We start from the raw sequence: 25769 nt of genomic DNA, 5'->3' as shown, positions 1-25769 counted from the left end.
CGCATGACCCTCCCACCCGAGACGCCTCGCCCCGAGGCCCTGCCTCCGCGAGCCGAGTACCCCCGCCCCGACCGGGACCGCTCCGCGCGCTGGCTGAACCTCAACGGCGCCTGGGACTTCGCCGCCGACGGCTACGAGGGCCCCATCACGGTCCCGTTCGCGTGGGAGAGCCGGGCCTCGGGCGTGCACCGCACCTGGCTGGAGCACGGCACCTACCGGCGCACCGTCACCGCGCCCGCCGCGTGGGCCGGATCGCGGGTCGTGCTCAGCTTCGGCGCCGTCCACCACCACGCGGTCGTGCGCATCGACGGCGCCGTGGTCGGCGAGCACACCGGCGGCTACGAGTCCTTCGAGTTCGACGTGACCGGCGCCCTCGCCCCCGGCGTCCCCGCCGCCCTCGAAGTGGAGGTCCGCGCCCCCGCCGACAAGCGCGCCATCGCCCACGGCAAGCAGCGGTCCCTCCCGCGCGACGACTACGACGGCGTGTCCTTCACGCCCACCTCCGGGATCTGGCAGACAGTGTGGATCGAGGCCCGCGGCCGCACCCACGCCGCCTCCGTGGCCTTGCGCGGCGACTCCCTCACCGGCATCGACGTCACCGCCGTCCTCGCCGGCGACGCCCCCGCCGGAACCCGGGTCACGGCCACCGCCGACACCGGCGAGACCGTCACCGTGACCGCCGACGCCGACGGCGTCGCCAAGGGCCGCATCGACATCGCCGACCCCGTCCTGTGGAGCCCCGAGCGCCCGCACCTGTACCGCGTCGAGGTCCGCACCGGCGACGGGGACGGCGCCGACCTCGTCACCGCCACGACCGGCCTGCGCCGCTTCGAGGCCCGCGGCGAGGAGCTGTACCTCAACGGCGAGCGGATCTACCTGCGCGGCGTCCTCGACCAGGGCTACTGGCCCGACACCGGCCTCACCGCCCCCGACGCCGCCGCGCTCCTGCGCGACCTCGACCTCGCCCGCGGCCTCGGCTACAACCTGGTCCGCAAGCACCTCAAGTTCGAGGAGCCCCTGTGGCTCCACGAGGCCGACCGCACCGGGATGCTCGTGTGGGCCGAGCCCGCCTGCCCCAGCCGCTTCTCGCCCGAGGCCGCCGCCGCGTTCGAGGCCCAGCTCCCCGCCATGGTCGAACGCGACGGCAACCACCCCGGCATCGTGATCTGGGGCCTGTACAACGAGGAGTGGGGCCTCGACTGGGACATCCCCGGCAGCGCCGCCCGCGCCGAGGCCGCCGTCCACGCCTACGAGCGCCTGCGCGAACTCGACGCCACCCGCCCCATCGTGGAGAACTCCGGCTGGTCCCACGTGCGCACCGACCTCCTCGACTGGCACTACTACGAACCGCACCTGGGGGAGTGGAAGGACGCCGTCGCCCGCCTCGCCTCCGGCGAGCAGGAGGCGTTCCCGGTCCGCCTCGGCCCCGACTTCACCGTCGACAAGTCCCTCTACGGCGACCCCGCGTTCCCGCGCTTCGGCGTCCCCATCGTCAACAGCGAGTACGGCGAGGGCTTCACCAGCCTCGAACGGGCCTGGCATCTGCGCTGGGAGACCCAGGAGCTGCGCCGCCACGACCGCTTCGCCGGGTACGTCTACACCGAGTTCGCCGACGTCGAGCACGAGGCCGCCGGCCTCCTCGACGCCGACCGGCGCCCCAAGGACTGGGGCGGGGCCGTCCCCGCCGACGTCAACGCCGACACCGTGCTCGTGCTCGACCTCGTGCCGCTCGCCGCGGGCGCCGACATCGAGCCGCCCGCCGCGCCCTTCACCGTCGACGTCCACGTCTCGCACCACGGCCCCACCGCGGCCTCCGGCACCGTCCAGGCCGCCTGGGTCCCCGCCGGGACCCCGCACGGCACCGCCGTCCCCGCGCCCGCCGCGACGACCGACCCGGTCAAGGCCGAGCCGTTCCGGCTCTCGCCCGCCGTCCCGCTGACCGTGCCCGCGGTCGACGGGCCCGCGCGCCTGCTCGTGTGGCTCGCCGACGACGAGGGCCGCGTCCTCGCCCGCGCGTTCCTCGACGCCGCCGAGGTCGAGCCCCCGAACCGCCGCGGCGCCCGCCCCGGCGAGTTCGCGGACGCCCCGCGCCCCGGCCTCGACTGAATCCCCCCGACCGGTGCCCCGCGACCGGCGCCCCGACCCGGGGCGCCGGTCCGGACCCTGGGATCGCATTGACATGCCGCCTGACGCGACCTAGCTTGTACTGGCAAGCGTTATACCGGTAAAGCCGACCAGGCCCAAGGAGCACCCACCCGTGAACCGACCGATCGTCCGCCACGCGCCAATCGTCCCCGGCGTCCCGCACCTGCTGCACGGCGGCGACTACAACCCCGACCAGTGGCGCGCCTCCAAGGAGACCACCTGGAAGGAGGACATGCGCCTCGCCCGCCTCGCCGGGATCAACACCCTCTCCGTCGGCATCTTCGCCTGGGCCGCACTCGAACCCGAGGAGGGCCGCTACGAGTTCGGCTGGCTCGACGAGATCCTCGACCTCATGGCCGAGAACGAGATCACCGCCGTCCTCGCCACCCCCACCGGCGCCCGCCCCGGCTGGATGAGCCGCGCCTACCCCGAGGTCCTGCGCGTCAACCGCGACCGCACGAGGAACCGCCACGGCGGCCGGCACAACCACTGCCTCACTTCGCCGGTGTACCGCGAGAAGACCACCGCGGTCAACACCGCGCTGGCCGAGCGCTACAAGGACCACCCCGCGCTGGGCCTGTGGCACCTCTCCAACGAGTACGGCGGCGAGTGCCACTGCGACCTGTGCCAGGAGCGCTTCCGCGAGTACCTCAAGACCCGCTTCGCCTCCCTCGAGGAGCTGAACGAGGCGTGGTGGACCGCGTTCTGGGCCAAGACCTACGGCGACTGGTCGCACATCGAGTCCCCGTCCGAGCACGGGCGCGGCGAGCAGGACATCCACGGCCTCCAACTGGAGTGGATGCGCTTCACCACCGAGCAGTTCGTGGACTTCTACGAGCACGAGACCGCGCCGCTCAAGGCGATCACCCCGGACGTGCCGCGCACGACCAACCTCATGGGCACCTACCCGGGCATCGACTACTTCCGGCTCGCGCAGGCCCTCGACGTCGTCTCCTGGGACTCCTACCCCGAGTGGACCGGCACCGAGAAGGACGCCGCCAAGGGCGCCCGCGCCTCCTTCCTCCACGACCTGACGCGCAGCCTCAAGGGCAAGCCGTTCATGCTCATGGAGTCCTCGCCCTCGGCCACCAACTGGCGCCCGGTCGCCAAGCTCCACCGGCCCGGCGTGCACCTGCTCCAGTCCCTCCAGGCCGTCGCGCACGGCTCGGACACCGTGCAGTACTTCCAGTTCCGCAAGGGCCGCGGCGGCTCCGAGAAGTTCCACGGCGCCGTCGTCGACCACGAGGGCACCGAGCGGACCCGCGTCTTCCAGGACGTGGCCGAGGTCGGCGCCCGCCTCGCCGAACTCGACGGGGTCGTCGGCACCGACACCCCCGCCGAGGTGGCCGTGGTCTACGACTGGCACCTGCGCTGGGCCCTGGAGGACCAGAAGGGCATGCTCCAGGGACGCACCGACTACGAGGGCGCGGTCGTGGCGCACTACCGCGCGTTCTGGGAGCAGGGCGTCCCCACCGACGTCATCGACTCCTCCCTCATCGCCTCGCCCGGCCACCTCGACCGCTACAAGGTCCTGGTCGCCCCGATGCTCTACATGCTCCGCCCCGGCGTGGCCGAGGCGATCGACGCGTTCGTGCGGCGCGGCGGCACCTTCGTCGCCACGTACGCCACCGGCTACGTGGACGAGCACGACCGCACGTTCCTCGGCGGCTTCCCCGGCCCGCTCCGCGAGACGCTCGGGATCTGGGCCGAGGAGATCGACGCGCTCTACCCCGAGGACCGCAACGCGATCGAGTGGGACGGCACCGCGTACGAGGCCGTGGAGCTGTGCGAACTGATCCACGCCGAGACCGCGGAGACCCTGGGCGCCTACGGGTCCGACTTCTACGCCGGCCGCCCGGCGCTCACGGTGAACCGCCGCGGCGAGGGCAGGGCGTACTTCATCGCCGCCCGCACCGGGGACGACTTCCTCGCGGACTTCTACGGCCGCCTGGTCGCCGAGACCGGCGTGGAGCGCGCGCTCGACGCCGACCTCCCGCCCGGCGTCACCGCGCAGGTCCGCACCGACGGGACCACGGACTTCGTGTTCGTGCTCAACTTCACCCCGGCCGCGGTCAGCGTCGAGGCCGGCGGCGAGACGGTCGACCTCGCCCCCTTCGGCAACGCCGTCGTCGAGCGCCCGCGCGCGCACTAGCCGCACGAAGAGGCCCCGCCGAGTCGCCTCGGCGGGGCCCGCTCCCTTCCGCTAGTTGATGACGAGGTCGAACGTGGTCGTGTTGTTCCGGATGTCCTCGTGGTTGCCGCTCAGTTCGAGGCCGTTGAAGACCGCTTCACCGACCGCCGGGCCCTGGCCCGCCTCCGGCATCTCGTTGACCCAGATGCCGATGCCGGACTTGGACTGGAACTCGTCGCCGCTCAGCTGCGCCCCGGTGACCGACACGTCGGTGAAGACCGTGTCCGTGACCGGGTTCTGGGCCGTGCCGCCGGTGTAGTTGGTCTGGAACATGATCCCCGAGTAGGTCGGGTCCACGATGTCCACGTTGGAGACGCGGATGCCCTGGAAGACCTTGGACGCCGAGAAGACCCAGATCCCCGGGAACGTCTGCGCGCCCCAGAAGTGGCCGCCGGCCCTGACGATCGAGATGTTCTCGAAGTTCGTCGTCGGGCTCGACCCGAAGCCGTCCATCGGGTATCCGAAGTCCAGCGAGCTGATCGTGATGCCCGAGTAGACGAGCGTGTCGGCGATGTGGATGTCCCGGAACGTGTTCCCGGTGCCGCCGTAGACGGCCAGGCCCGCGGCCCGCCAGGTGAGGATCGAGGTCAGGTTCTCGTACACGTTCCCGGTCTGGAGGCCGCCGCCCGCGTCGGTGGCGGCGAACAGCGCGAAGCTGTCGTCGCCGGAGGCGCGCGACTCGACGTTCTGGACCAGGTTCCCCGAGCTCCCGTTCGTCATGTTGATCGCGTCCGCGAACAGGTTGCGCGCCCGCGAGTCCGTGATCTCGATGCCGTCCATGTTCGAGCCCCAGAACATGCACACCTGGTGCTCGGTCCACGTGTTGTCGATCGTCATGTCCGACACGTTCTGCCAGTCGAAGACCTTGCCGGGCCCGTCGATCCGGGAGGTGTAGTTCCCGAAGTAGGCGAACCCGGAGAACGTCGAGCCGTTCGCCGTGGCGTCCGCGCGGAACCCGACGTCGGTGTTCTCCTGGCCGGTCGGCGCGTAGAACCGGGTGTACCAGGGACCGGCGCCGATGATCTCGACGGCCCCGCCGTACACCTGGAACTTCGACGACGTGGCGTAGTCGCCCGCGGGCAGGTACACCCCGAGGAGGTTCCCCGTGGTGTCCATGCGGACCTGGTCGAGGGCGTTCTGGACCGCCTGGTGCGTGAACCCGCTGGGCTCGACGTACCGCGACTCGTCCGGGTTCGCGATCGGCGCGACCTCTTCGAGGCTGATGAAGTCGATCGCGTAGTAGGCCGCGGTGTTCGCCGCGTCCTTCTGGAGCCGGATCGTGCTCCCCGCGGGGATCACCTCGTCCAGCAGCACGTTCGCCTCGTCGTAGATGTGGCGGGCCGCGCCGGAGCTCGGCGAGTTGTTCGGGCTCGCCTCGGCCCCGTACAGCCACGCGTACTTCGAGGTGAGCGTGATCGGCTGGAGGAGCTGCCCGTCGACGTACAGGTTCAGCGTCGAGGTGATGCCCCCGCCTCCGGCCGCGTCGGGGATCGCGAAGCGGGTCACCAGCGTGTTGGTGTCGGTGGTGGTGGTGAACTGGACGTACTCGCCGGTCCCGTCGAGGACCACGGCCTGGCGGCCGCTGGCCTCGCCCGCGAGGTCGCCGATCCTGCGGTTCGGGGCCAGCACCTGCGCGCCGCCGCCGGGCGCGGCGTGCTCGGCCTCGTCCAGGGTGTACGGCATGTCGGCGCCGCGCCCGACCGAGAGCGTCCGGGTCGTGGTGTTGTTGCCCTGCTTGACGGCGTGCTCGTTGCCGTCCACGGCCACCGCGACCTCCACGGTGTACTGGCCGTCGGCCGCGGTCCACGAGCCCAGGTCGATCGCGCCCGAACCGCCGCCCGCCGCGATCACCCCCGTGTGCGAGCCCGACAGGGTCCGCACCACGGCGCCGGTCTCGTTGTCCACGACCTTGAGCGTGACGCCGTGCGCACCGCTTGCCGAGGCGAGGCTGCCCTGGTTGCCGATCGTCACCGAGAAGTCCACCGCGTCGCCCGCCGCCGGACTGCTCGGCGTCCACGAGACCACGCTCGCCACCAGGTCCGAGGTCGCGATCGCGCTGACTGCCAGCGCGTCCGCGTGCGTGTACTCGTTGTCGGACTCGTCGGCCTCGACCACCGACCCGCTCGGGTCGACCTCGGCGCCGACTTCGTGGTCGCCCGCGCTGAGCGATCCGATCGGGGCGTTCACCGTCTGCGAGGCGCCGGCGGCGAGGCCGCCGACGGTCGCGGATCCGACCACTTCACCGTCGAGGACGAGGTCCACCGCGCTGGCGGGGGAGGCGACCTCGCCGGTGTTCGCGACCGTGGCCGAGAGGGTCACCGCGTCGGTCTCGCTCGGGGACGCCGGACTCCACGACATACCGGTGACCTCCAGGTTCGGCGCGGGCGCGGCCTCGCCGAACACCTGGAACTCCGCGACCTGCCCGTTGGGCGCACCGGTGTTCCCGGTGAACTGGAGCCGGATCTCGCCGTAGGTGCCGGTCACCGGGATGCTGACGGTGTTGCCCGACGCGGGATCGAAGGCGTACGCCGCCGAAGCCTTGATCTGCGCGAAGGACCCGCCTCCGGCGTCGCGTGCGAGCACCGAGAACGTCTGCGTGCGCGCGCCCCATATCGGATCGGGGTTGAGCTTGACGACGATCCGGTCGAGTTCGGCGTTCGCGCCGAGCGCCACGGTCAGCGTGCTCGGGTAGGCGCCGTTCGCGCCCTCCCAGTACGTGGAGGTGTCGCCGTCGTTGGCGTTCGCGGCCGCGAAGGTGTGCACGGTGGACGACGCGGTGATGGGCTTGCCGACCGCCAGCTCCCCGGTCTGCGACGGGGCGCCGGCCTCGCCGTAGACCTCGAACTCGGAGATCTGCGCGGCGGGCCAGCCGGTGTTGGCGGTGAAGACCAGCCGCACGTACCGCGCGTCGGTCTCGGGGAGCGCGACGGTGACCGTGTTGCCGCTGTTGGGGTTGAACGTGTACCCCTGCGCCGCGGTCAGGGTGGTGAAGTTCGACCCGTCGGTGCTGGTGCGCACCTCGATGGTCTGGGTCCGGGTCTGCCAGGCGGGGAGCGCGGGCAGTTCCAGGACCAGCTCGCTCACCGCCGCCGCGGCGCCGAGGTCGACCTGGAGCCACTGCGGGAAGGCGCCGTTGGCGCTCTCCCAGTAGGTGCCCTGGTTGCCGTCGGCGGCGTTGGCCGCGGTGTAGCCCTGCGACTGGCTGCTGGCGGTGAGCGTCCTGCCCGCCGCCAGGTTGACGCCGTCCGCGGCGTGCACCGCCGCGGCCGGCACGAGCGCTGCCGCCACGGCGGCGACCACAGTCGCCGCCGCGATGGCGAGGCGCATGAATCTCATGATGGCTCCTTGCTCGGGGAGACGCATTCCCGATCCACTGGGGGTATTTCGCGCACCACTCAGTAGATCGACAAGCGTCGATCTGTAAGGGAGTCTGGAGGTATGAAGTGGCTGGGAGATGAAGGTTTAGCGCTATACCTAATTGGAGATTCTAATGCCACGAAATTACGCTTGTCAATACGTCGACCGCGAATGCCGCATCCCGGTCCTCATGGGAGCGATGGGCAAAATCGGGTCGCGAAACCAATTACCGCCGCGAGAAGGCGGGGCGCGACGGCGGTTCTCGGTTCCGGGCATGCGAAGACCGGGGCCCCGATCCGCCTGCACGGTGGCGGATCAGGACCCCGGTCTGCTATCGGGAGGAGCTATGCGAAGGGGTCGTCGTCCTCGTCCTCGGGGCCGCCGCCCCACGTGTCCTCCTCCTCCACGAGCCAGTACTTCTTCTCGTGGTCCTGGTCGTCGCCGGGGCCGCGTCCGCCCGGCGCGCCGCCCATCATGCCGCCGTGCGCACCGGCCGCGCCCGCGCCGCGCCCGCCCGCGGCACCGGCGCCCGCGGCGCCCATGCCGCCCGCACCGCGGCCGAGGCCGGAGCCGCCGCCCGCACCGCCGACGCCGCCGCCGCGCAGGCCCGACCCGCTCCCGGACCCGCCGGGGACGCTGCCTCCGCCGCGCAGACCGGAGCCGCTGCCGCCGAGCCCGCCGGGCTTGGCGCCGCCGGCACCGGTGCCCGAGAGCCCGCGCCCGCCGCCGAGGCCGCCCGGCTTGGTCCCGCCGGGGCCCGCGTTGCGGATCGAGGTGTACCCGGGGGTCTTGCCGCCCAGGCCCTTCCCGGTGGTCGAGCCGGGCTTGAGCCCGCCGCCGCCGACGCCCGTGGGCGGGCGCAGGTTCGTCGGCACGAGGTTGGTGCCCCCGCCGCCGAGGCCGCCGCCCAGGCCGCCGCCCGAGAGCCCGCCACCGCCGCCGCCGAGGCCGCCGGGCGGGGGTCCGCTCAGGCCGCCCGCGCCGCCGCCCCCGGCGAGACCGCCGCTGACGTCGTCGAGGTCGGGCGCCTCGGGGGAGTTGTAGGGGCTGAGGTCGCTGCCGCCGTTGATGCCGCCGGGCGGGGTGCCCCCGCTGCCGTAGGCGCCGCCGAGGTTGTCCGGGTCCTGGCCGGCGCCGAACGGGTTCTCGTCGTCGAGCCCGTTGAGGCCGTTGCCGCCGCTGTAGTCGCCGGGCGCGTTGCCGGTGCCGTTGAGTCCGCCGGTCGTGTCCAGCCCGCCGGGGGAGTTCCCGGTCCCGTTGAGCCCGCCCGGGGTGTCCGAGAGCTTCGACAGGTCGGTGGGCCCGGACATGTTGTTCAGGCCCGACTGGTCGAGGTCGGGCATCCCGCCGCCGCCGCCCGTGTCGAGCCCGCCGGGCCCGGGGAAGTCGGTGTCGGGGCCGTCGTTGAAGGTGGTCTGCTCGCCCGGCTTGGAGTCCGGGGCGATGTCGGTGACCTGGGCCTCGACGTTGCTGTGCCGCTCGGTCACCTCCTCGTTGACCCGCGCGGCCTCCTCCTCGAGCTGGCTGGAGCCCTGGGTGCCGAGCGTGTCGAGGCGCCGGGTCGCGTACTCCTCGGCCTTCGACTCGGCGAGCGCCTTGCCCTTGAGGCCGCCCTCCTCGTAGTCGGGGTTGGCGGTGACGTACTCGTTCCACATGTCGTACGTCTGCTGGCGGCCCTCGCTGACCTCGTCCACGATCTGCGGGTCGAACCCGGCGAGCTCCAAGGCCGCTTTGGTCTCGTCGTTGGCGCGGATCTCGCAGTTGCGGAAGAACGGGGGGCGGATGTGGATGCGGTGCGACCCGCAGCTGGTGCCCTCCATGAAGAACTTCGGCGCGGGGTAGACGCACGCGGTGCCGCCCTGCTGCTCGAAGATCTCCGACTGCTTGGTGTCGAGGACCTTGATGACGCCGTCGGCGCCGCTCTCGCCGCCGATGTCGTTCTGGATCGTCTTGCAGTTCTTGATGACCGTCTCGGCCTGCTCCTCGAAGGCGTCGAAGTCGTCGCCCTTCCAGGCGCTGGACAGCGTGGCCAGGCCCTGCTCCAGCTTGGGCCCGACGATCCGGAACTCCTCGAAGAAGTCGGTCCAGGCGTCGCGGATGGTGTCGATGGCGTAGTCGGCCTCGGGCTGGGGCCGGATCGACTTCACCATGCTCTGGATGGTCTGGCCCTCGGGCAGCATCATGGTGCCCTCGCGCGCGGCGCGCAGGTTGTTGATCTGCGACGCCTGCGGCACGGCCGACATGAGCTTGACCCAGGCGGCCTCGGCGGGCTCCTCCACCTTGCACGTGCAGTCGCCGGTCTCGCACGAGGGCTTGACCAGGAGGTCGTTCTGCGCCACGGTGAACTGCGAGGAGGACTGCCCCTCCTCGATCTTGCCGTAGTCTTCCTTCTCGATCTCGGCTGCTTCGGTCACTGGCCCGCCTCGCTCTCGGCTCGCTGGAGGATGTCGCTCTGGATCTGGGTGAGGTGCTCGCCGGTGATCCAGGCGACGAGCGATTCGTTGGTGAACGGGTACACGGCCATCTCCTCGGCGCTGGAGTCCGGGTAGAACTCCGGCGCCGACTCGTAGGCCCCCGCCCCGGGGTCGTGCAGGAAGTCGACGGACAGGTAGACGATCCAGTCGCCCTTGCGCCCCCACGCGTCGACGTAGTACCGGTTGTCGGTGTCGGCGGCGATGTAGAGGCTCTCGTCCCAGTCCCCGGCCAGTTCGCCCTCGGTCTCGCCGGTGTAGGCGATCCCGGCGGCGTTCTCGCGGCGCTGGGCGACCCGGTCGGCGAAGTTCGCCTCGGCCTCGGCCTCGTCGTTCCAGGGGGCCAGGCCGCCGCGGACGGCGGCGTCGCCGGTCGAGGAGTACTCGAAGCTCCCCTGGACGTCCTCGAACGTGGCGAGGTCGAACAGGCCCGCGCACCCGGCGGACTCGGCGTCGACCCCCTCCCCGATGGGGGTGCTCTGGAGCTCGCCGTCTATGGCCGTCGCCCCCAGCTGCGCCTGGAGGTCGGCGAAGTCCCCGAAGACCTCGCAGCCGAGCCAGTCGCCCATGACGGCGTAGGACCCGCTCGGCGCGTCGGGCCCGCTCCCCCCGGAGTCGGTGCCCGAGCAGCCCGCGAGCGCCAGGGCCGCCGCTGCCACCGCGGCGGCGCCGCGCGTCCTCCGCGCCACGCCTAACCGCCCAGCTCGGACTCGTAGCTGTTCATGTCGGCGATGACGGCGTCATCGGACTCGTCGGACTGGTCCGCGGAGTCCTGGAGGGTCTCCATCATGCCGCTCAGGGAGACGCGCAGGTTCTGGAGGTTGTCCCAGGTGGTCGAGTGGAACGTCTCGTAGTTCGTGCGCGCGCCCGCGGAGGCGTCGAGCTGCCCGAACGCCGGGAGGCGTCCGAGGACCTCCCCCTTCTTGAGCCGCGGGATGATCGTGTCGAGATGGTCCAGCTGCTCCTGGATCAGGGTCTTGTACTCCTGGATCGCCTCAGGGTCGATCTCTCTTGCCATGGGGTCGCCGATCTGTGCCAGTCGCGGTCCGGTGCCGGCGGGCCGCGATCGTCCAAAAGGGTATAAATACCGCGTATTCAATCAAGCGCGTCCACCATACTGAGCGGTGGCCACGCGGGGGCCGCCGGGTCAGGCGGCCGCTTCGCCCTCCGCCCCTTCCTCCTCGGGCTCGGGCTTGGAGCCGTCCGGGCGCCAGCTCGGGGCGTCGTCCCCGGCCCTGGCCTTGTCCCCGAACGTGTCGGGGATGAAGTCGTACGCGCCGACGTCGACGCCGGCGTCGGTCATCTTGTTCGGGGCGTCGTCCCCCGCGGCGCTGTTGCCGATGTTGTAGATGCCCTGCGCGCCCACGCCGCCGATGAGGCCGGGCCCGGCCTTCATGAGCGCGCCGTTGGCACCGGTGGAGATCTTGCTGAGCATCCCGCCCGTGGCGCCGCGGCCCGGGGCCATGAGCTTGACCACCGCGAGCTGCGCGAGGCCCTGGAGGAAGCTGTAGCCGGTGGACCCGATGGTGGCGGCCGGGCTGATGATGTTCCCGTTGGCGGCCATGTTGATCCACGTCAGCGTCATGTTCGCCGCGATGAAGCCCGCGAGGACCTTCGCGGCCATGCTGCATGCCTCGTCCATCGCCTTGAGCGCCGTCAGCGCCGTGGTCCCGAACGTCATCGCGGTGGCCCGCCACGACAGCGCCATGATCGGCCCGGCCGGGACGAACTGCTGCACGATGAGGGTGGTGATCGCCAGCGCCATGAGGACCGTGGCCATGACGAGCATGATCGGGATCATCACGCACAGCATGAGCCCGATGGCGAACATCGAGATGCCCAGGTGCATTGCGAACGCGTGGATGGCCTGGAGCTGGTTGACGATCTTCTCGGCCTTGGCGTCGAAGGCGTCGCGGTCCTCGCCGGCCCACGCCTCGGGCGCGAGGCCGTCGAGCCGGGCCTGGAACGCCTCCTTCGCCTCGTCGAACTTCTGGGCCATCTGGAGCCACTGCGCGGCGCCGGTGAGGATGTCGCCGGGGTTGCACTGGTTGAGGTAGATGATGCGCGAGAGCTGGACGCACGGGCCGCCGAAGACGTAGGCGGGCAGGGTGATGTTGACGGCGGCGAGCGGCGCCATGTAGCCGTACGCCTCCGCGGCCCCGGCGAACTGCTCGGGGTCGGGTGCCTGGTATGCCATGGGGGACTTCCCTTTCAGTGCGCCGCGCCGAGGGGCACGGGTCGGCGGGTCACTTGAAGCTCTGCGCCGCGGCGCCGTCGGAGTCCTCCCAGGACTGGGCGGTCTCGGTGAGGGCGGTGTTGAGGGCGTTGAAGCACTCGGCGGCGCCCTGGATCATCTCGATCATGTAGCCGCTGGCGAGGATGTGCGCCGAGGCGAGGGTGGGGTGGACCGACACCATGAGCATCTGGTCGAGTTCGCGGATCTCGGGGATGATCGGCATCGCCTCCTCCATCTTGGGGGCGACGTCGGCGACGATCCCGTCGACGAGGTCGCGCAGGACCTGGGGCTCGATCTCAGGCAAAGTGCCCTCCTTCTCTGAACATGCCGCCGATGCGGTCCTGCTGGGCGCGGAGGTCGGTGACGAGGCCGACGCCGTCCCGGCTCACGGTCTCCGCCTCGCCGACGGCGGCCTTGGCCTCGTCGGGGCCGACGGGGAGGCCGAGTCCGGTGAGGTACGCGGACTGCTTGGCGTCGAGGTCGGCGACCGCCGCGGCGGCGGTCTCGGTGATCTCGGCCGACAGCGCCTTGGCGCCGATCTCCAAGGCGCGCTTGGAGAGGATCACCTCGGCGAGCGGGAACTCCAGGGTCGCCTCGACGGTGACCAGTTTGGACTCGCTCTTGGCGCGCCCGACGGGGCCGGGCTCCTCGCCCTTGCCGGTGCCGGGCGGCGTCGCCTGGAAGCGCTTCCACATGTCCAGTGCGGCATCGAGTGCGGCCAGGCCCGCCGGATCGAGGGAGAGCCCGGCGCCCTGGAACGGCCGCTCGGGGACGGAGGGCCGCTGCTCCTCCTCCGCCGCTTCGTCTTCCAGCGCGGCGGCGCGCTCGGCGATGACGGCGGCGAAGCCGCGTTCGCGGATGCCCGCGGTGAACTCGGTGAGCGCGTCGATGGCCTCCCCGATGTCGGGGCCGGAGCCTTCGGCGAGGGCGTCCTCCATGGCCGCGTGCGCGGCCTCCCGCGCGGTGGCGGTGACGAGTTCGGCGAGGTCGCGGGTGAACATGCGCTCGGTCGCGGCGGCGAGTTCGACACGGGGCGCCGCACCGGCGGCGACGGTCACCGTCACGTTGCCGCAGGCGCTGGTCAGAGAGCGTTCTCTGAAGGGGGCGTCGGTCAACGGTGCTCCTGGCAAGGCGGTAACGGGGATGCTTGGCAAGCCAATATTATGCAGTCTTTTCGGAAGTATGGGACCCCCGGCCCCTGAAGTCAACGAGGGCGGTCAAACGCGTCCTCCGCAGCGAAAACCCCGGGACCAGCGGTTTCGGACGCGCGTACGAACTCGCTTGTGGACTCGCGGTTGCCTCCGTTGCCGCGGCCGGTAAAATATGCTTGAACTCTCAACCATCCGGCAACACGATCGTTATCGAGATTTAACGAGAGAGCGCTGTCCGTTCACCCCGTCCCGGCGGGCGCGAACCCGGCGACGAGCGCGGTCAGCGCGAACTCGAACCGCTCCTCCGGGCCGTTCCCCCCGGCGGCGAGCGCCTCGGCGAACAAGGGGTGCGCTGCCGCGTCGATCCCTTGGGGCGCTTCGGAACCGGAGGCCGCCGGAACCACCGCCGACTGCCCGACCACCAGTCCGATGGTCGCGTAGACCATCCGCAGCCCCTGCGCGGGAGCGAAACCCCCCTCGTGGAGCGTGGCGAGCACGGCCTCGACCGCGGCCATGGTCCCGGCGGTGAGCGCCGGGCGCGTCGCCAGCAGCGGCACCACCGCGGGGTGCGCGAGCAGGGTCCGCCGCAGCGACCGGGCGTACTCCAGCAGCGTGCCGCGCCAGTCGGCGCCCTCCGGGCGCGCGGCCGCGGCCAGCGCGACCACCCGCTCCACGAGCCCGTCGAGCAGGGCGTCCTTGTTCGGCACGTAGTGGTAGATCGTCATCGCCTCGATGTCGAGCTCGGCGGCGAGGCGCCGCATCGTCAACGCGCCCATGCCCTCCCGCCCGACCAGGGCCAGCGCCGCCTCCAGCACCCGCTCGCGGCTCAGCCCCGCGCGCTGCCCCCTGGTCCGCTTCGCGTTCATGTGGCCCCTGTCGCGTTGACGATTCTTACGTCGTAAGTCTAACATTGGCCGAAACTTACAACGTAAGATTCGATCCCTGGAGGAGACATGACCACCGTCCTCGACACCACCGACCACCGCACCCGCCAGGTCCGCCGGACCCTGTGGCTCGGCTTCGCGCTCCAGCTCGCCGTCGCCGCGGTCCCCCTGATCGACCTCGCCACCTTCGACTCGATCACCGAGCACGTGCGCGCCGCCTACCCGGACTGGAGCGCCGAGGACGTCGCGCTCGACCGCGACGCGATCACCTGGTCCCTCACCGGGATCGGCGTCCTCGGCTGCGTCGGCTGGCTCGTCGCCGTCGCACTCGCCAAGCGGCCCAACGCATCGCGGATCACCGTCACCGCCCTGTTCGCCATCGGGCTCATGACGTCCCTGACGCTGCTGAGCATGGGCGGCGAGGGCTACGACCTCGTCGTGCCGCTCGCGCACGGCCTGCTCGCGCTGCTGCCGCTCCTGGCCGGCCTCGCCGCCGTCGTCGCGGTCTGGCGCCGCCGCTGACGCGGCCGGGGGAGCGGGCCTCCCGTAGGCTGTCGCCATGATCGAGGCGAGCGGCGAACGGGAGGCGGGCGCTCCCGACGGAGCGGCGGTCCTCCGCGGAGCGCAGTCGCGTCCGGGCTCGTCGGCGCCGAACGAGGACCTGTTCCTTCTCGGCGGCACCTGGGCCCTGGTCCTCGACGGGATCACGCGCTACCCAGACGACGGCTGCGCCCACGACGTCCCCTGGTACGCCGCCGCACTCGGCGAGTCCATTGCGGACCGCATCGAGGGCCCGCTCCCGCTCGCCGGCCTCCTCGCCGAGGCCATCGCCGCCGTCAACGCCCGCCACCCGGACTGCGACCTCGCCAACCCGGTCACGCCGGGCGCCACTGTCGCCGCCGTCCGCTGGCGCGACGTCCTCGAATGGCTCGTCCTCGGCGACTGCGCCGTCGCCTGGCGCGACCGGGCGGGGGAGCACCGGGTCGAGTCCGACGACCGCCTCGCCGCGCTCCCCGGCGCCCCTGCGGAGGACCTGGCGGGCGTCAAACGCTGGCCCGTCGACTACGTCGCGAGCGTGCGCAACCGCGAGGGCGGCTTCTGGGTCGCCGCGGCCGACCCCGGCGCGGCGGCCATGGCTCGCACCGGCACCGTCCCGATCGGGGAGGTCGCCGACCTGCTGCTGTGCACCGACGGCCTGACCCGCCTCACCGACCGCTACGGCCGCGCCTGGCCCGAGGTCCTCGACCTCGCCTTCGGCTCCGGCGTCGGCGCGGCCCTGGACCTCGTCCGGGCCCTCGGCGACGCCGATCCGCGGCCCGGGACGAAGCGCCATGACGACGCCACCGCCGTCCATCTGCGGTTCCCTGGATTTGCATCGTTGTAGAGTCGTGTCCGAACGGGCAGGCCGACCGAGATGGAGGTGCCGATGGCGGTGACCCTGCGCGACGTCGCGGAACTGGCGGGCGTGTCGTTCAAGACCGTCTCGAACGTCATCAACGGCTACCCCCACATCCGCCCCGCCACCCGCGAGAAGGTCGAGCGCGCCATCGCCGAGCTCGGCTACCGGCCCAACCTCAGCGCCCGCAGCCTGCGCTCGGGCCGCACCGACACCATCGCGCTGGCCGTCCCCGAGCTCAACCTGAGCTACTTCGCCGAGCTCGCGAGCTTCGTCATCGCCGCGGCCGAGGAGGCCGGGCTGGTGACGCTCGTGGAGCAGACCGGGGGCGACCGCGACCGCGAGCTCGCGCTGCTCCGGAGCCCCCGGCTCAACCGCACCGACGGCCTCATCATCAGCCCCCTCGGCCTGGGCCAGGAGGACGCCGCGGCCCTCACCGGCCCGCTCCCGGTGGTCATGCTCGGCGAGCGCACCTTCGACTGGCCGTGCGACCACGTGACCATGCGGAACGTTGAGGCCGCCCGCGCGGCCACCGAGTACCTCATCGCCTCCGGGCGCCGGCGGATCGCCGTCATCGGCGAGAACGAGGCCGAGGTCATGGGCTCGGCCCGCCTGCGCCTGCGCGGCTACCGGGAGGCCCTGGCCGCGGCCGGCATCGAGTACGACGAGCGCCTGGTCGCGCGCGCCACCCTGTGGCACCGGGCCGACGGCGCCCGCGCCATGCACGACCTGCTCGACCGCGCCTCGGGTCCCGACGCCGGGTTCGACGCGGTCTTCGGCTTCAACGACACCCTGGCCCTCGGCGCGATGCGGGTCCTCCAGGAGGCGGGTCTGCGCGTGCCGCAGGACGTGGCGGTGCTCGGCTTCGACGACCTCGACGAGGCCGCGTACGCCATCCCGTCCCTGACCACGGTCGACCCGGGCCGGGAGTGGATCGCCCGCACCGCCGTCGAGACCCTGCTCGCGCGCATCGGCGGCGGCGCCCTGTCCGCCGAGACCGAGCCGCGCACCCGCGCCGCCGCGTTCGCGATCGTCGAGCGCGAGTCCGCCCCGCCCGCCTGACGCCCGCGGCCCGGCTCGACGCCGCCTCCTGTTTACAACGTTGTAGAACATCCGGGCCGGTTTCGGCCGTTCTGGCGTATCCGCTGGTCTCCGGCTGGATCACGAAACGGGAAAGTTCTGCGCCGACGGGGCGCGGGACGTTGACACCGGGGCGGGGATGTTCCTACGATCCAGAAGTTACAACGTTGTAGAACGAAGGTTTCGGACGCGGCGTTGGACGACGCGCAGACAGCGCAGTCTCGCTTTGAGAGGGAACTCCGACATGACACGCAAGCGAATCCTCGCGGGGGCCGTCGGCGCGGCGCTCGCCGTCGCCGCCACCGGCTGCTCCGCCGGCGACGACGGGGGCCCCGTCGAGCTCACCTTCTGGCACGGCTACACCGAGGCCGACGGCGACGTCCTCCAGGGCATCGTCGACGACTTCAACGCCGCCCACGACGACGTCGAGATCAAAACCGAACTCAAGACCTGGGACAGCATCGACGACACCCTCCTGACGGCCCTGTCGGCCGGCGAGGGCCCCGGCATCGTCGCGATGCCCGCCGAGCGCCTCCCCGTCTACGCCTCGCGCGGCGCGTTCGCCGAACTCGACGACTTCTACGCCGGCGCCGAGAGCAACACCGCGGACCTCAACCCCGGCGCCGTCGCGATGGTCGAGGTCGAGGGCGCCAAGTACGGCGTGCCCACCGGCTTCGTGCCGCTGGCCGTCTACTACAACCAGGCGCTCTTCGACGCCGCCGGCGTCACCGCGTTCCCGCAGACGTGGGACGAGTGGACCGCCACCGCCAAGCGGCTCACCGTGGACGAGGACGGCGACGGCACGCCCGAGCAGTACGGCGCGGTCCTGCCCGACCACGCCACCGTCGCCAACGGCCTGTGGCCGTCCCTGTTCTACGCCAACGGCGGCGCCGTCGTCGACGGGGACACCGCCGTCATCGACTCGCCCGAGAACGCCGCCACCCTCGAGTACTGGAGCCGGGCCATCGCCGGGGACCGGATCTCGCCCACCGGCGTCGACGGCATCGGCGCCGACGAGCTCTTCAGCGGCGGCAAAGCCGCGATGACCGTCGGCGGCCCCTGGATGGCCTCCATCGCCACCGAGAACGGCATCGACTACGGGATCGCCGCCCTCCCGGCCGGACCCGCGGCCCAGGCCGCCTCCGCCATCGGCGTCTCCATGGCCGTCACCGTCGACACCTCCCGCGAGGAGCAGGAAGCGGCCGAGGAGTTCTTCTCCTTCTTCCTCAACGAGGAGAACTCCGTCGCCTGGTCGCTCGGCTCCGGCTGGCCGCCCCTGCGCACCGACATCCCCGCCGACGCCGTGGCCGAGAACCCGGTGGTCGCCTCGCTCACCGAGATCGCCGGGACCGGCCGGCCGCTCCTGCCCGGGGTTGTCAACAGCACCGACGTCCTCAGCGCGGTCGACGAGCTCACCCAGCAGGCCGTCGCCGGCGGCGACATCGACGCCCTGCTCGCCGCCGCCCAGACCGAGATCCAAGCGGCACTGGACGAGTGACCCGCGGTGGAGGCGCCGCCCGCGGCGCCTCCACGCCCTCCCTGCCGCCCGCCCGCTTCGGAGAGGAAGCCATGCACGCACCACCGACCGCCCGCCGGTACCGGCCGCCCGCGCCGCTCGGCGGCCGCCGCCGCGCCACCGGCAGCCCCGCCGGACGCAATGCCAGGGCTTGGGCGTTCCTCGCCCCCGCGCTCATCATCATCGGCCTGTTCGTCGTCTGGCCCATGGTCTCGGCCCTCCGCCTGTCCTTCATGGACGCCAGCGGGTTCGGCCGCGAGGAGTTCATCGGCCTCGAGAACTACCTCACCGTGTTCACCGACCCCGACGTGCGCGACGCCGTCCTGAACACCCTCTGGTACACCGTCCTGTTCACGCCCACCGCCGTCATCGCGGCCCTCGCGCTGGCGCTCCTGCTCAACAGCCCGCGCATGCCCTTCCGGTCCTTCTTCCGCACCGCGCTGTTCGTGCCGTTCGTGGTCTCCTTCGCCGTGGCCGCCTTCGCCTGGAGCTACCTCATCGACCCCCAGGTCGGCCTCCTCAACCACTGGCTGCGCGGCATGGGCATCCAGCTCGGCAACGTCCTGGAGGACCCCGACCTCGCGATGCCCGCCGTCGTCCTCGTCGCCGTCTGGAAGCTCTTCGGCTTCTACTTCGTGATCTTCCTGGCCGGACTCCAGGACATCCCGGCCTCGCTCTACGAGGCCGCCCGCATGGACGGCGCCGGACCCTGGGCGCGCTTGCGCAGCGTCACGCTCCCCATGCTCTCCAACACCATGGCGTTCGTGCTCGTCTTCGCGATGATCGCCGCCCTCCAGGCGTTCGACCAGATCTACGTCATGACCGGCGGCGGCCCCTACGGCCACACCCAGACCCTCGTCATGGAGATCTACGAGTCCGGCTTCCGCAAGCTCGACATCGGGTTCGCCTCGGCGCTGTCGTACGTGCTGCTCATCGCGACCCTGCTGCTCAGCCTCGTGCAATTCCTGTTCTTCGGCCGCAAGGAAAAGGACCTGTCCTCATGAGCGCCGCCTACCGGACCCGGCTGCGCGACGTCCGGCCCGGCACCGTCCTCGCGGTGGCCGCGCTCGTCGCCGTCAGCGCCGTCGTCCTGCTGCCCATCGCGATCATCGTCTTCACCGCGTTCAAACCCGTCGCCGAGGTCAACGCCTACCCGCCGAGCCTCCTGCCCGGCACCTGGACCCTCGACAACGTCAGGGAGGTGACCTCCGAGCTGCCGTTCGCGCGCCTGGTCGGCAACAGCTTCCTGTTCGCCGGCGGCGTCACCGCGTTCGCGCTCGTCTTCGACTCCCTCGCGGCCTACGCCCTCGCCCGCATCGACTTCGCCGGGCGCAAGGTCCTCCTCGTCGCGATCATCGCCACCCTCATGATCCCGTTCCAGGCCACGCTCATCCCGCTCTACCAGCTCGTGGCCGACCTCGGCTGGGTCAACACCTACGCCGGCCTCATCGCGCCCCGCGCCGCCGACGCCTTCGGGATCTTCTTCCTGCGCCAGTTCTTCCTCTCGCTCCCGCGCGACGTCGACGCCGCCGCCCGCATCGACGGCGCCTCCGAGTTCCGCGTCTTCCGGTCGGTCGTCCTCCCCAACGCCGTCCCGGCCCTGCTCACTCTGGGGCTCTTCACCTTCGTCAACAACTGGAACGACCTGCTCTGGCCGCTGGTGTTCACCACCGACTCCGAGATGGGCACCATCACCTCCGGCCTGACACTCCTGACCGGACCCAGCGGCATCGTCCCCCACGGCGTCATGATGGCCGGCTCGCTCATCGCGATCCTGCCGCTCGTCATCGCCTTCCTCCTCATCCAGCGCCGCTTCATCGAGAACATCGCAACGACAGGACTCAAATGACCTCCCACCCATGGCATCGCGACGGCAGGCTCCACTTCGCGGTCGGCGTCGAGGACACCTTCGTGCCGCAGTCGCGGCCCGGCGAGCGCGCGATCGACGAGTACGCGCTCACCGAGCACTACGACCGCTGGCACGGCGACCTCGCGCTGGCCGCGGGAGCGGGCGCCGAACTGGTGCGCTGGGGCGTCCCCTGGCACCGGATCGAGCCGGAGCGGGGCCGGTGGGACTGGGGCTGGCTCGACCGGGTCTTCGACCGCTTCGCGCAGCTGCGGCTGCGCCCGGTCGTGGACCTCATGCACTACGGGACGCCGCTGTGGATGGAGGGGCAGTTCGCGCACCCGGACTACCCCAAGCACGTCGCGGAGTACTCGGCGGCCGTCGCCGAGCGCTACGCGCACCTCGGGGTCGCCGACTACACGCCCGTGAACGAGCCGATGATCCACGCGCTCTTCACGGGGGAGTACGCCTACTGGCCGCCGTACCTGTCGGGCCCGGAGGGCCTGAGCGCCATGGTCGGCCAGCTCGGGCGCGGCTTCGTGCTCGCGCAGCGCGCCGTCGCCGACGTCCTGCCCGGCGCGGTGTTCGTCCACGTGGACGCGGGGATGCGCTTCACCGGCGACACCGACGCCCCCGAGCACCGCGAGCACGCCGCCCGCCTCAAGGAGCAGGTGTTCCTCGTGGAGGACCTGGTGACCGGGCGGGTCGGCGACGCGCACGCGCTGGCGCCGTTCCTGCGCGCCAACGGCTGGACCGACGCCGACTTCGCGTGGTTCGCGGAGGCCCCGGTCCGCCCCGACGTGGTGGGCGTCAACTACTACCCGCTGCACTCCACGGAGGTCTTCGAGGCGGGCGTGTTCCACACCGGCGGGTTCCCCGACCCCCGGCCGGTGCAGGACGACGGCGTGGCGGGGCTCGCCGAGCTGCTGCGCGGTGCGGCCGCGCGGTACGGCGCCCCGGTGATGCTCACCGAGACGTGCGTGACGGGCACCGTGGCGGCCCGCCTCGACTGGCTCGACGCCTCCGTCGCGGCCCTGCACGAGCTGCGGGCGGCCGGGACCGACGTCGTCGGGTACACGTGGTGGCCGCTGTTCGACATGTACGAATGGACCTACCGGCACTCCGCGGCGCCGCGCGAGGCCCACCGGCTGACCATGGGCCTGTGGGAGCTCCAGGAGCGCGAGGACGGGCTCGCCCGCGTGCGCACGCCGATCGCCGACCGGTTCCGCTTCCACGCCGATCAGGCTGCGGCGCAACGACTCCAGAAAAATCCGAATCTCGGTGCATGATCCTCGGGGGCACGGGTAGCCGTACTTCACGAGGACTTGCACGAGGGGACAGAGGCCGCCGGTCCGGCGCCAGGGGGGATCCGGACCGGCGGCCTTCTTATGTGCGTACGGGGGAATCCCGGCGGCCGGGGCCGCCGGGATCCGTCCTGTCCGCCGCGGGCGCCGCGCTCCAGCGCAGTCGCCCCGGCCTACCGCAGTCGCCCCTCGGCTCACCGCAGCCACCCGTCGGCCAACCGCAGTCGCCTCTCGGTCTACCGCAGTCGCCGTTCGGCGATGGCAAGGGTGTCCCTCGCCCGTTCGAGGACGTCCTCCCACTCCAGCTCCAGCAGGCCCGGGTCGGGCTTCTCCCCGTGCGGGTCGCCGCGCCGCCCGGCCCACAGGGCCCGGTGGCGGCGCCGCCACGGCGGCGGTCCCCACAGGGTCGGCGGCATGGGCCCGAACAGGACCACCGAGGGCGTGCCGAACGCGGTCGCGAGGTGGGCCACGCCGGTGTCGCCGCACACGACGAGCCTTGCGGAGGCGACGATCGCGGCGAGTTCTTCGAGGTCGGTGCGCCCGGCCATGACCCGCCACGGCGCGATCCCGGCGGCGGTCGCCACCGAGCGCGCCAGCGCGATCTCGCCGTGGTCGCCGGTGATGGTGATCTCCTGGCCGTCCTCCTGGAGTTCCCTTGCGACGTGCGCGAACCGGTCGGCGGGCCAGCGGTTCGCGCCCTCGCGCGCGCCGGGGTGGATCACGACGGTGCCCGCGTGCGGCGTGGGCCGCGGCGGCGGGGCCAGGAGCAGGTCGGTGGGGTCGGCGCTGAGGCCGCGGTCCTCCAGGAGCCGGCACCAGCGGTCGATCTCGTGGAGTTCGGGCCTCCAGCGGGGCCCGGCGACGCCGGGGAGCGTGGGGTGGCGGTGGGTGATGAGCTCGTCGGGGCCGGTGCCGAGGAGGTCGAACGCGCTGCCGGGGCCTTCGCCGTGGAGGTTGACGGCGAGGTCGGGGGCCTCGCCGTGCCAGTCGAGGCCGCCGACGCCCGCGGTGGGGTGGAGCAGGTCCACGGCCTCGACCAGGTCGGCGAGGGGCCGCAGGTGCTCGGGTGCGGCGAGGACGATCCGCTTGTGCGGGAACGACTTCCGCAGCGCGCGCAGTGCCGGGACGGCGGTGAGCAGGTCGCCTATGCCGAGCGCGCGGAGGGCGAGGACGGTCCCGTCGGTCCCGTCGAAGTGCGCATCACCGAAGGACGTGTCCTCGAAAGGCGCCTCGTCGGTCTCGTTCGCATCGTCGGTCATGTGGTCCTCCTCAGGTCACGGCGCGCTCCAGGAGCACGTCCCAGCGGTTCAGGAAGTCGTCGAGCCCGTGGTGGGCGAGCGCGTGGGCGCGGGCGGCGGCGCCGGCCTCGGCGGCGAGGTCGCGGTCGGCGGTCAGGGCGGCCAGGCGCCCGGCGAGAACGCCGAGGTCGCAGGAGACGGCGCCGACCGCGGGCGGCAGGGTCGCGGCGGCGGTGGTCGCGACGGCGACCACGGGCAGGCCCAGGAGCATCGCCTCGATGAGCGGCGCCCCGGGGGAGGTCCAGCGGGAGGGGTGGACGAACGCGCGGCGGCGGGCCATCGCGGTGTGCAGCTCCTCCAAGGGGATCGGCGGGTTGCCGGTGAGCGCGTGGCCGCGGCCGTCGGGCCAGGAGCGGATCGCCTCGGCGCCGGAGCCGAACAGGTCGATGGGCGCGGCGGCGCGGAGCGCTTCGAGGAGGTCGGTGCCGGCGTCGCGGCCGAAGGGCTCGTCCACGACGGCGACGGCCTGCGGCAGCTCCCCGGTGAACCGGTGCCCCGGGTCGGCGACGCCGAGATCGACCACTGTGGCCGGTGCGCGGCCGCAGTCCCACATGAGCCGGTTGAAGTCGGAGGCGTGCACGACCGGGATGTCGTCGCGGTCGGCGAGCGGGTGGCGGCTGGTGGCGGCGCGGCCCTGCGGGGTGCCGTGCTCGACGTAGACGGCGGGCACGTCACGGCCCGGCCTGCGCCCGAGCCACCGCTCGGCGAGGGCGAGCTCCTCGGGCCGCTGGAGGATCACGACGTCGACCTCGGTGTCCCGCAACGCTTCAGCCGGCACGTCCACGACGTGCCGCGGCCACGGGTGGCCGGCCCGGCCCAGCCCGAACGGGCCGCCCTCGGGCTCCTTCGGCAGCAGGTACACATGGCGCCCTTGGATGAAGGACTCCATCCACGAGCCGTCGACGTGCCAGCACAGTATCCGGAGCGCATTCGAACCTCGCATGTGTACGCGGTACCCGCTGCCGCCGCGGCTCAACCGCGGGCGGGCCCGGTTCAGGCCACCGCGAGCAGCGCGACCGCGACCGCGGCGGCGCCCAGACCCAGGAGTTGGCTGCGCTGCAACCGCTCCCCGAGGAACCGCCGCGCCAGGAGCACCGTGCCGGCCGGGTACAGCGCGACGATGACCGCGACCACCGCGAGGTCCCCGCCGCGGGCCGCCAAGAGGAACAGGAGGTTCGCGACCGAGTCGAGCGCGCCCGCGGCCACCGGCATCGCGTACGCGGGCCGCTCGGGCCCCAGCCGCGAGTGCAGCACCGCGGCGGCGCCCAGCGTCAGCGCCGACGCCACCGCCCTGCCGACGAGCAGCGGGCCCACGCCGCTGTCGTCCGGCGCCTGGTGCAGGAACACGAGCTGCAGGGCGATCGCCGCGCCCGCGCCGCACGCCAGCGCCAGCGCCGTCCCCGAGGGCCGCGAGGACCGCACGCCCGGCCCGGCGCTCACGAGCACGACCGCCGCGAGCGCCAAAGGCAGCCCGGCCAGGCCCGCCGCGCCCAGCCGCTCGCCCTGGAGCAGCCCCACCGCGACCGGCAGCATCGCCGACACGAGGGCCGTCACGGGGGAGAGGACGTTCATCGGCCCGATCGCGAGCGTCCGGTACAGCAGCAGGAACGCCGCCGCCGACGCCGCGCCCGAGGCCGCGCCCCAGGCCAGCGTCGCGGGCGCGAACGAGGCGCCCAGCACCGGCCACAGGAGCAGTTCCACCACCAGGCTCGCCGGGGCCGCGATCATGACCGTGCGCAGCACGTGCGCGCGCCGCGCGCCCAGGCCGCCGAGGAAGTCGGCCGCGCCGTACGCCAGGGAGCTGCCCAGCGCCAGGACGAGTGCGAGCACCGCGACCTCCAGTTCCGTCGACCGGATCGAATCCTAGGAGACCGCCCGGTCCCGGTCACCCCGCCCCGACCCGCCGGACGCGGTGCCGCTCGCGATGGCAGCATTGGGGAGTGATCATCCTGCCGCGACTCGGGGGCGCCGGCGCCCCGGCCGAGGCGACCGACGCCGCGACCGGCGAGGCCGCCGCGCCCGACCTGCCGTGGGCGACGATCGTGCACAACGACCCGGTCAACCTCATGAGCTACGTGTCGTACGTCTTCCGCAGCTACTTCGGTTACACCGAGTCCATGGCCGAGAAGCTCATGCTCGACGTCCACCACAAGGGCCGCGCGGTCGTCTCCAGCGGCAGCCGCGAGGAGATGGAGCGCGACGTCCACGCCATGCACGGCTACGGCCTGTGGGCCACGATGAGGCAGGACTGATGGAGGGCTTCGAACCGTTCCCCGGCGGCGCCGCGATCCGCCTCGGCGAGTCGGAGGCGGGCATCCTCCGCGGCCTCGCCGACCAGCTCCTCGACCTCCTCTCCTCCCGCGGCGAGCACGTCGAGGACCCCATCGCCGCGATCTTCGCGACCGCCCCGAGCGAGCCGCCCGAGGACCCCGTCCTCGCCCGGCTCTTCCCCGACGCCTACGACGCCGGAGACGACGCCCGCGAGCAGTCCGCCGAGTTCCGCCGCTTCACCGAGAACGACCTGCGCACCCGCAAGCGCGACGACGCGCGGGCCCTCATGGCCGACGTCGACGCCCTCGGCCCCGGCGGCGGCGTCCTCAGCCTCGACGCCGAGGACAGCCGCCACTGGCTCGGCGCCCTCAACGACCTCCGCCTCGCGCTGGCGACACGCCTGGGCATCGCGACCGAGGACGACGCCGACGAGCTGTACGAGCTGCCGCCCGACGACGAGCGCGTGCCCGTCGTCATCGTCTACTCGTGGCTGAACATGCTCCAGGACACCCTGGTGGAGACGATGACGCCCTGAGGGCAGTCGTTCGCGCTGGCACGTCCACAGGTCCGCGCCTGTGGCGTGACTCGTCCCGAACGCCGTCGCGGCGGCCGACCCGCTCGCG

General features: G+C 72.4%; 22 protein-coding genes. 11 read left to right on the top strand and 11 right to left on the bottom strand.

Features of this window, described 5'->3' with window-relative positions:
* Positions 1 to 3 precede the first annotated feature (3 nt).
* Positions 4 to 2106, top strand: a complete 2103-nt coding sequence (locus tag BLS99_RS07815; protein WP_091046411.1) for a glycoside hydrolase family 2 protein — start codon at positions 4 to 6, stop codon at positions 2104 to 2106.
* Between the two features lie 151 nt (positions 2107 to 2257).
* Positions 2258 to 4297 carry a beta-galactosidase gene (locus BLS99_RS07810; protein WP_218126344.1) on the top strand — a complete coding sequence of 680 codons (2040 nt, stop codon included), beginning with the start codon at positions 2258 to 2260 and terminating at the stop codon, positions 4295 to 4297.
* A gap of 51 nt (positions 4298 to 4348) precedes the next feature.
* On the opposite strand, the gene BLS99_RS07805 is transcribed toward BLS99_RS07810, so the two are convergent.
* From BLS99_RS07805 to BLS99_RS07770, 8 genes are all read right to left on the bottom strand, one after another.
* On the bottom strand, positions 4349 to 7663 hold the full coding sequence (locus BLS99_RS07805; protein ID WP_425432607.1) for a discoidin domain-containing protein: 3315 nt from the start codon (positions 7661 to 7663) through the stop codon (positions 4349 to 4351).
* A gap of 374 nt (positions 7664 to 8037) precedes the next feature.
* The gene (locus BLS99_RS26105; RefSeq protein WP_091046404.1) at positions 8038 to 10107 is read right to left on the bottom strand and encodes a hypothetical protein; all 2070 of its coding nucleotides are present in this window, start codon (positions 10105 to 10107) and stop codon (positions 8038 to 8040) included.
* Positions 10104 to 10853, bottom strand: coding sequence for a hypothetical protein (locus BLS99_RS07795; RefSeq protein ID WP_091046400.1), 750 nt, complete (start codon positions 10851 to 10853; stop codon positions 10104 to 10106). The genes BLS99_RS26105 and BLS99_RS07795 overlap by 4 nt, the downstream gene beginning before the upstream one ends.
* Positions 10854 to 10855: 2 nt before the next feature.
* A complete protein-coding gene (locus BLS99_RS07790) occupies positions 10856 to 11182 on the bottom strand; it encodes a hypothetical protein (RefSeq protein WP_091046397.1) in 327 nt (108 codons plus the stop codon).
* Positions 11183 to 11311: 129 nt separating this feature from the next.
* A complete protein-coding gene (locus BLS99_RS07785; protein ID WP_091046394.1) occupies positions 11312 to 12361 on the bottom strand; it encodes a hypothetical protein in 1050 nt (349 codons plus the stop codon).
* A gap of 49 nt (positions 12362 to 12410) precedes the next feature.
* On the bottom strand, positions 12411 to 12704 hold the full coding sequence (locus BLS99_RS07780; RefSeq protein WP_091046390.1) for a hypothetical protein: 294 nt from the start codon (positions 12702 to 12704) through the stop codon (positions 12411 to 12413).
* Positions 12697 to 13515 (bottom strand): hypothetical protein, encoded by an 819-nt coding sequence (locus tag BLS99_RS07775; protein ID WP_091046386.1) that lies wholly within the window; start codon positions 13513 to 13515, stop codon positions 12697 to 12699. The genes BLS99_RS07780 and BLS99_RS07775 overlap by 8 nt, the downstream gene beginning before the upstream one ends.
* 275 nt (positions 13516 to 13790) lie before the next feature.
* Complete coding sequence (locus BLS99_RS07770) at positions 13791 to 14417, bottom strand: TetR/AcrR family transcriptional regulator C-terminal domain-containing protein (RefSeq protein WP_091046383.1); 627 nt, start codon at positions 14415 to 14417, stop codon at positions 13791 to 13793.
* 87 nt (positions 14418 to 14504) lie between these two features.
* Here BLS99_RS07770 and BLS99_RS07765 point away from each other — a divergent pair, with 87 nt between their 5' ends.
* The 7 genes from BLS99_RS07765 to BLS99_RS07735 all read left to right on the top strand — a co-directional run bounded on the left by BLS99_RS07765 (position 14505) and on the right by BLS99_RS07735 (position 21562).
* Positions 14505 to 14957 (top strand): hypothetical protein, encoded by a 453-nt coding sequence (locus BLS99_RS07765; RefSeq protein ID WP_091046380.1) that lies wholly within the window; start codon positions 14505 to 14507, stop codon positions 14955 to 14957.
* A gap of 37 nt (positions 14958 to 14994) precedes the next feature.
* Positions 14995 to 15819, top strand: a complete 825-nt coding sequence (locus BLS99_RS07760; protein WP_091046376.1) for a protein phosphatase 2C domain-containing protein — start codon at positions 14995 to 14997, stop codon at positions 15817 to 15819.
* A 42-nt stretch (positions 15820 to 15861) separates the two neighbouring features.
* Positions 15862 to 16893, top strand: a complete 1032-nt coding sequence (locus BLS99_RS07755; protein ID WP_091046371.1) for a LacI family DNA-binding transcriptional regulator — start codon at positions 15862 to 15864, stop codon at positions 16891 to 16893.
* A 262-nt stretch (positions 16894 to 17155) separates the two neighbouring features.
* On the top strand, positions 17156 to 18409 hold the full coding sequence (locus BLS99_RS07750) for an extracellular solute-binding protein (RefSeq protein WP_091046367.1): 1254 nt from the start codon (positions 17156 to 17158) through the stop codon (positions 18407 to 18409).
* Positions 18410 to 18480: 71 nt separating this feature from the next.
* The gene (locus tag BLS99_RS07745) at positions 18481 to 19431 is read left to right on the top strand and encodes a carbohydrate ABC transporter permease (RefSeq protein WP_091046365.1); all 951 of its coding nucleotides are present in this window, start codon (positions 18481 to 18483) and stop codon (positions 19429 to 19431) included.
* Positions 19428 to 20276: a carbohydrate ABC transporter permease gene (locus tag BLS99_RS07740; RefSeq protein ID WP_091046360.1), complete on the top strand. Its 849-nt coding sequence runs from the start codon at positions 19428 to 19430 to the stop codon at positions 20274 to 20276. The genes BLS99_RS07745 and BLS99_RS07740 overlap by 4 nt, the downstream gene beginning before the upstream one ends.
* Positions 20273 to 21562, top strand: coding sequence for a family 1 glycosylhydrolase (locus BLS99_RS07735; protein WP_091046356.1), 1290 nt, complete (start codon positions 20273 to 20275; stop codon positions 21560 to 21562). Before BLS99_RS07740 ends, BLS99_RS07735 begins: the two co-directional genes overlap by 4 nt.
* Before the next feature lie 251 nt (positions 21563 to 21813).
* On the opposite strand, the gene BLS99_RS07730 is transcribed toward BLS99_RS07735, so the two are convergent.
* Genes BLS99_RS07730 through BLS99_RS07720 form a run of 3 tightly spaced genes read right to left on the bottom strand, consistent with a single transcriptional unit; the run spans position 21814 to position 24705 of the window.
* The gene (locus tag BLS99_RS07730) at positions 21814 to 22836 is read right to left on the bottom strand and encodes a glycosyltransferase family 9 protein (RefSeq protein WP_091046352.1); all 1023 of its coding nucleotides are present in this window, start codon (positions 22834 to 22836) and stop codon (positions 21814 to 21816) included.
* Positions 22837 to 22846: 10 nt separating this feature from the next.
* Entirely contained in the window at positions 22847 to 23818 is a 972-nt protein-coding gene (locus BLS99_RS07725; protein WP_091046350.1) for a glycosyltransferase family protein, read from the bottom strand.
* Positions 23819 to 23868: 50 nt separating this feature from the next.
* The gene (locus BLS99_RS07720; protein WP_091046347.1) at positions 23869 to 24705 is read right to left on the bottom strand and encodes an EamA family transporter; all 837 of its coding nucleotides are present in this window, start codon (positions 24703 to 24705) and stop codon (positions 23869 to 23871) included.
* 119 nt (positions 24706 to 24824) lie between these two features.
* On the opposite strand from BLS99_RS07720, the gene clpS reads away from it, so the two are divergent.
* Positions 24825 to 25127: an ATP-dependent Clp protease adapter ClpS gene (gene clpS, locus BLS99_RS26845; RefSeq protein ID WP_143034730.1), complete on the top strand. Its 303-nt coding sequence runs from the start codon at positions 24825 to 24827 to the stop codon at positions 25125 to 25127.
* Positions 25127 to 25681: a DUF2017 domain-containing protein gene (locus tag BLS99_RS07710; protein WP_091046342.1), complete on the top strand. Its 555-nt coding sequence runs from the start codon at positions 25127 to 25129 to the stop codon at positions 25679 to 25681. The genes clpS and BLS99_RS07710 overlap by 1 nt, the downstream gene beginning before the upstream one ends.
* The last annotated feature ends 88 nt before the right edge of the window (positions 25682 to 25769 follow it).

This window comes from Glycomyces sambucus, from assembly GCF_900102815.1.
Classification (GTDB): domain Bacteria; phylum Actinomycetota; class Actinomycetes; order Mycobacteriales; family Micromonosporaceae; genus Glycomyces; species Glycomyces sambucus.
Note: the sequence above shows the minus strand (reverse complement) of the source record. Positions and strands in the feature narration are given on the sequence as shown.

What these genes read in the sequence shown, in the direction of transcription:
- BLS99_RS07815 (WP_091046411.1), top strand. Translation starts at nt 4, where the DNA reads ATGACCCTCCCACCCGAGACGCCTCGCCCCGAGGCCCTGCCTCCGCGA.
- BLS99_RS07805 (WP_425432607.1), bottom strand. Translation starts at nt 7,663, where the DNA reads ATGCGCCTCGCCATCGCGGCGGCGACTGTGGTCGCCGCCGTGGCGGCA.
- BLS99_RS07790 (WP_091046397.1), bottom strand. Translation starts at nt 11,182, where the DNA reads ATGGCAAGAGAGATCGACCCTGAGGCGATCCAGGAGTACAAGACCCTG.
- BLS99_RS07785 (WP_091046394.1), bottom strand. Translation starts at nt 12,361, where the DNA reads ATGGCATACCAGGCACCCGACCCCGAGCAGTTCGCCGGGGCCGCGGAG.
- BLS99_RS07770 (WP_091046383.1), bottom strand. Translation starts at nt 14,417, where the DNA reads ATGAACGCGAAGCGGACCAGGGGGCAGCGCGCGGGGCTGAGCCGCGAG.
- BLS99_RS07765 (WP_091046380.1), top strand. Translation starts at nt 14,505, where the DNA reads ATGACCACCGTCCTCGACACCACCGACCACCGCACCCGCCAGGTCCGC.
- BLS99_RS07760 (WP_091046376.1), top strand. Translation starts at nt 14,995, where the DNA reads ATGATCGAGGCGAGCGGCGAACGGGAGGCGGGCGCTCCCGACGGAGCG.
- BLS99_RS07755 (WP_091046371.1), top strand. Translation starts at nt 15,862, where the DNA reads ATGGCGGTGACCCTGCGCGACGTCGCGGAACTGGCGGGCGTGTCGTTC.
- BLS99_RS07750 (WP_091046367.1), top strand. Translation starts at nt 17,156, where the DNA reads ATGACACGCAAGCGAATCCTCGCGGGGGCCGTCGGCGCGGCGCTCGCC.
- BLS99_RS07745 (WP_091046365.1), top strand. Translation starts at nt 18,481, where the DNA reads ATGCACGCACCACCGACCGCCCGCCGGTACCGGCCGCCCGCGCCGCTC.
- BLS99_RS07740 (WP_091046360.1), top strand. Translation starts at nt 19,428, where the DNA reads ATGAGCGCCGCCTACCGGACCCGGCTGCGCGACGTCCGGCCCGGCACC.
- BLS99_RS07735 (WP_091046356.1), top strand. Translation starts at nt 20,273, where the DNA reads ATGACCTCCCACCCATGGCATCGCGACGGCAGGCTCCACTTCGCGGTC.
- BLS99_RS07730 (WP_091046352.1), bottom strand. Translation starts at nt 22,836, where the DNA reads ATGACCGACGATGCGAACGAGACCGACGAGGCGCCTTTCGAGGACACG.
- BLS99_RS07725 (WP_091046350.1), bottom strand. Translation starts at nt 23,818, where the DNA reads ATGCGAGGTTCGAATGCGCTCCGGATACTGTGCTGGCACGTCGACGGC.
- BLS99_RS07710 (WP_091046342.1), top strand. Translation starts at nt 25,127, where the DNA reads ATGGAGGGCTTCGAACCGTTCCCCGGCGGCGCCGCGATCCGCCTCGGC.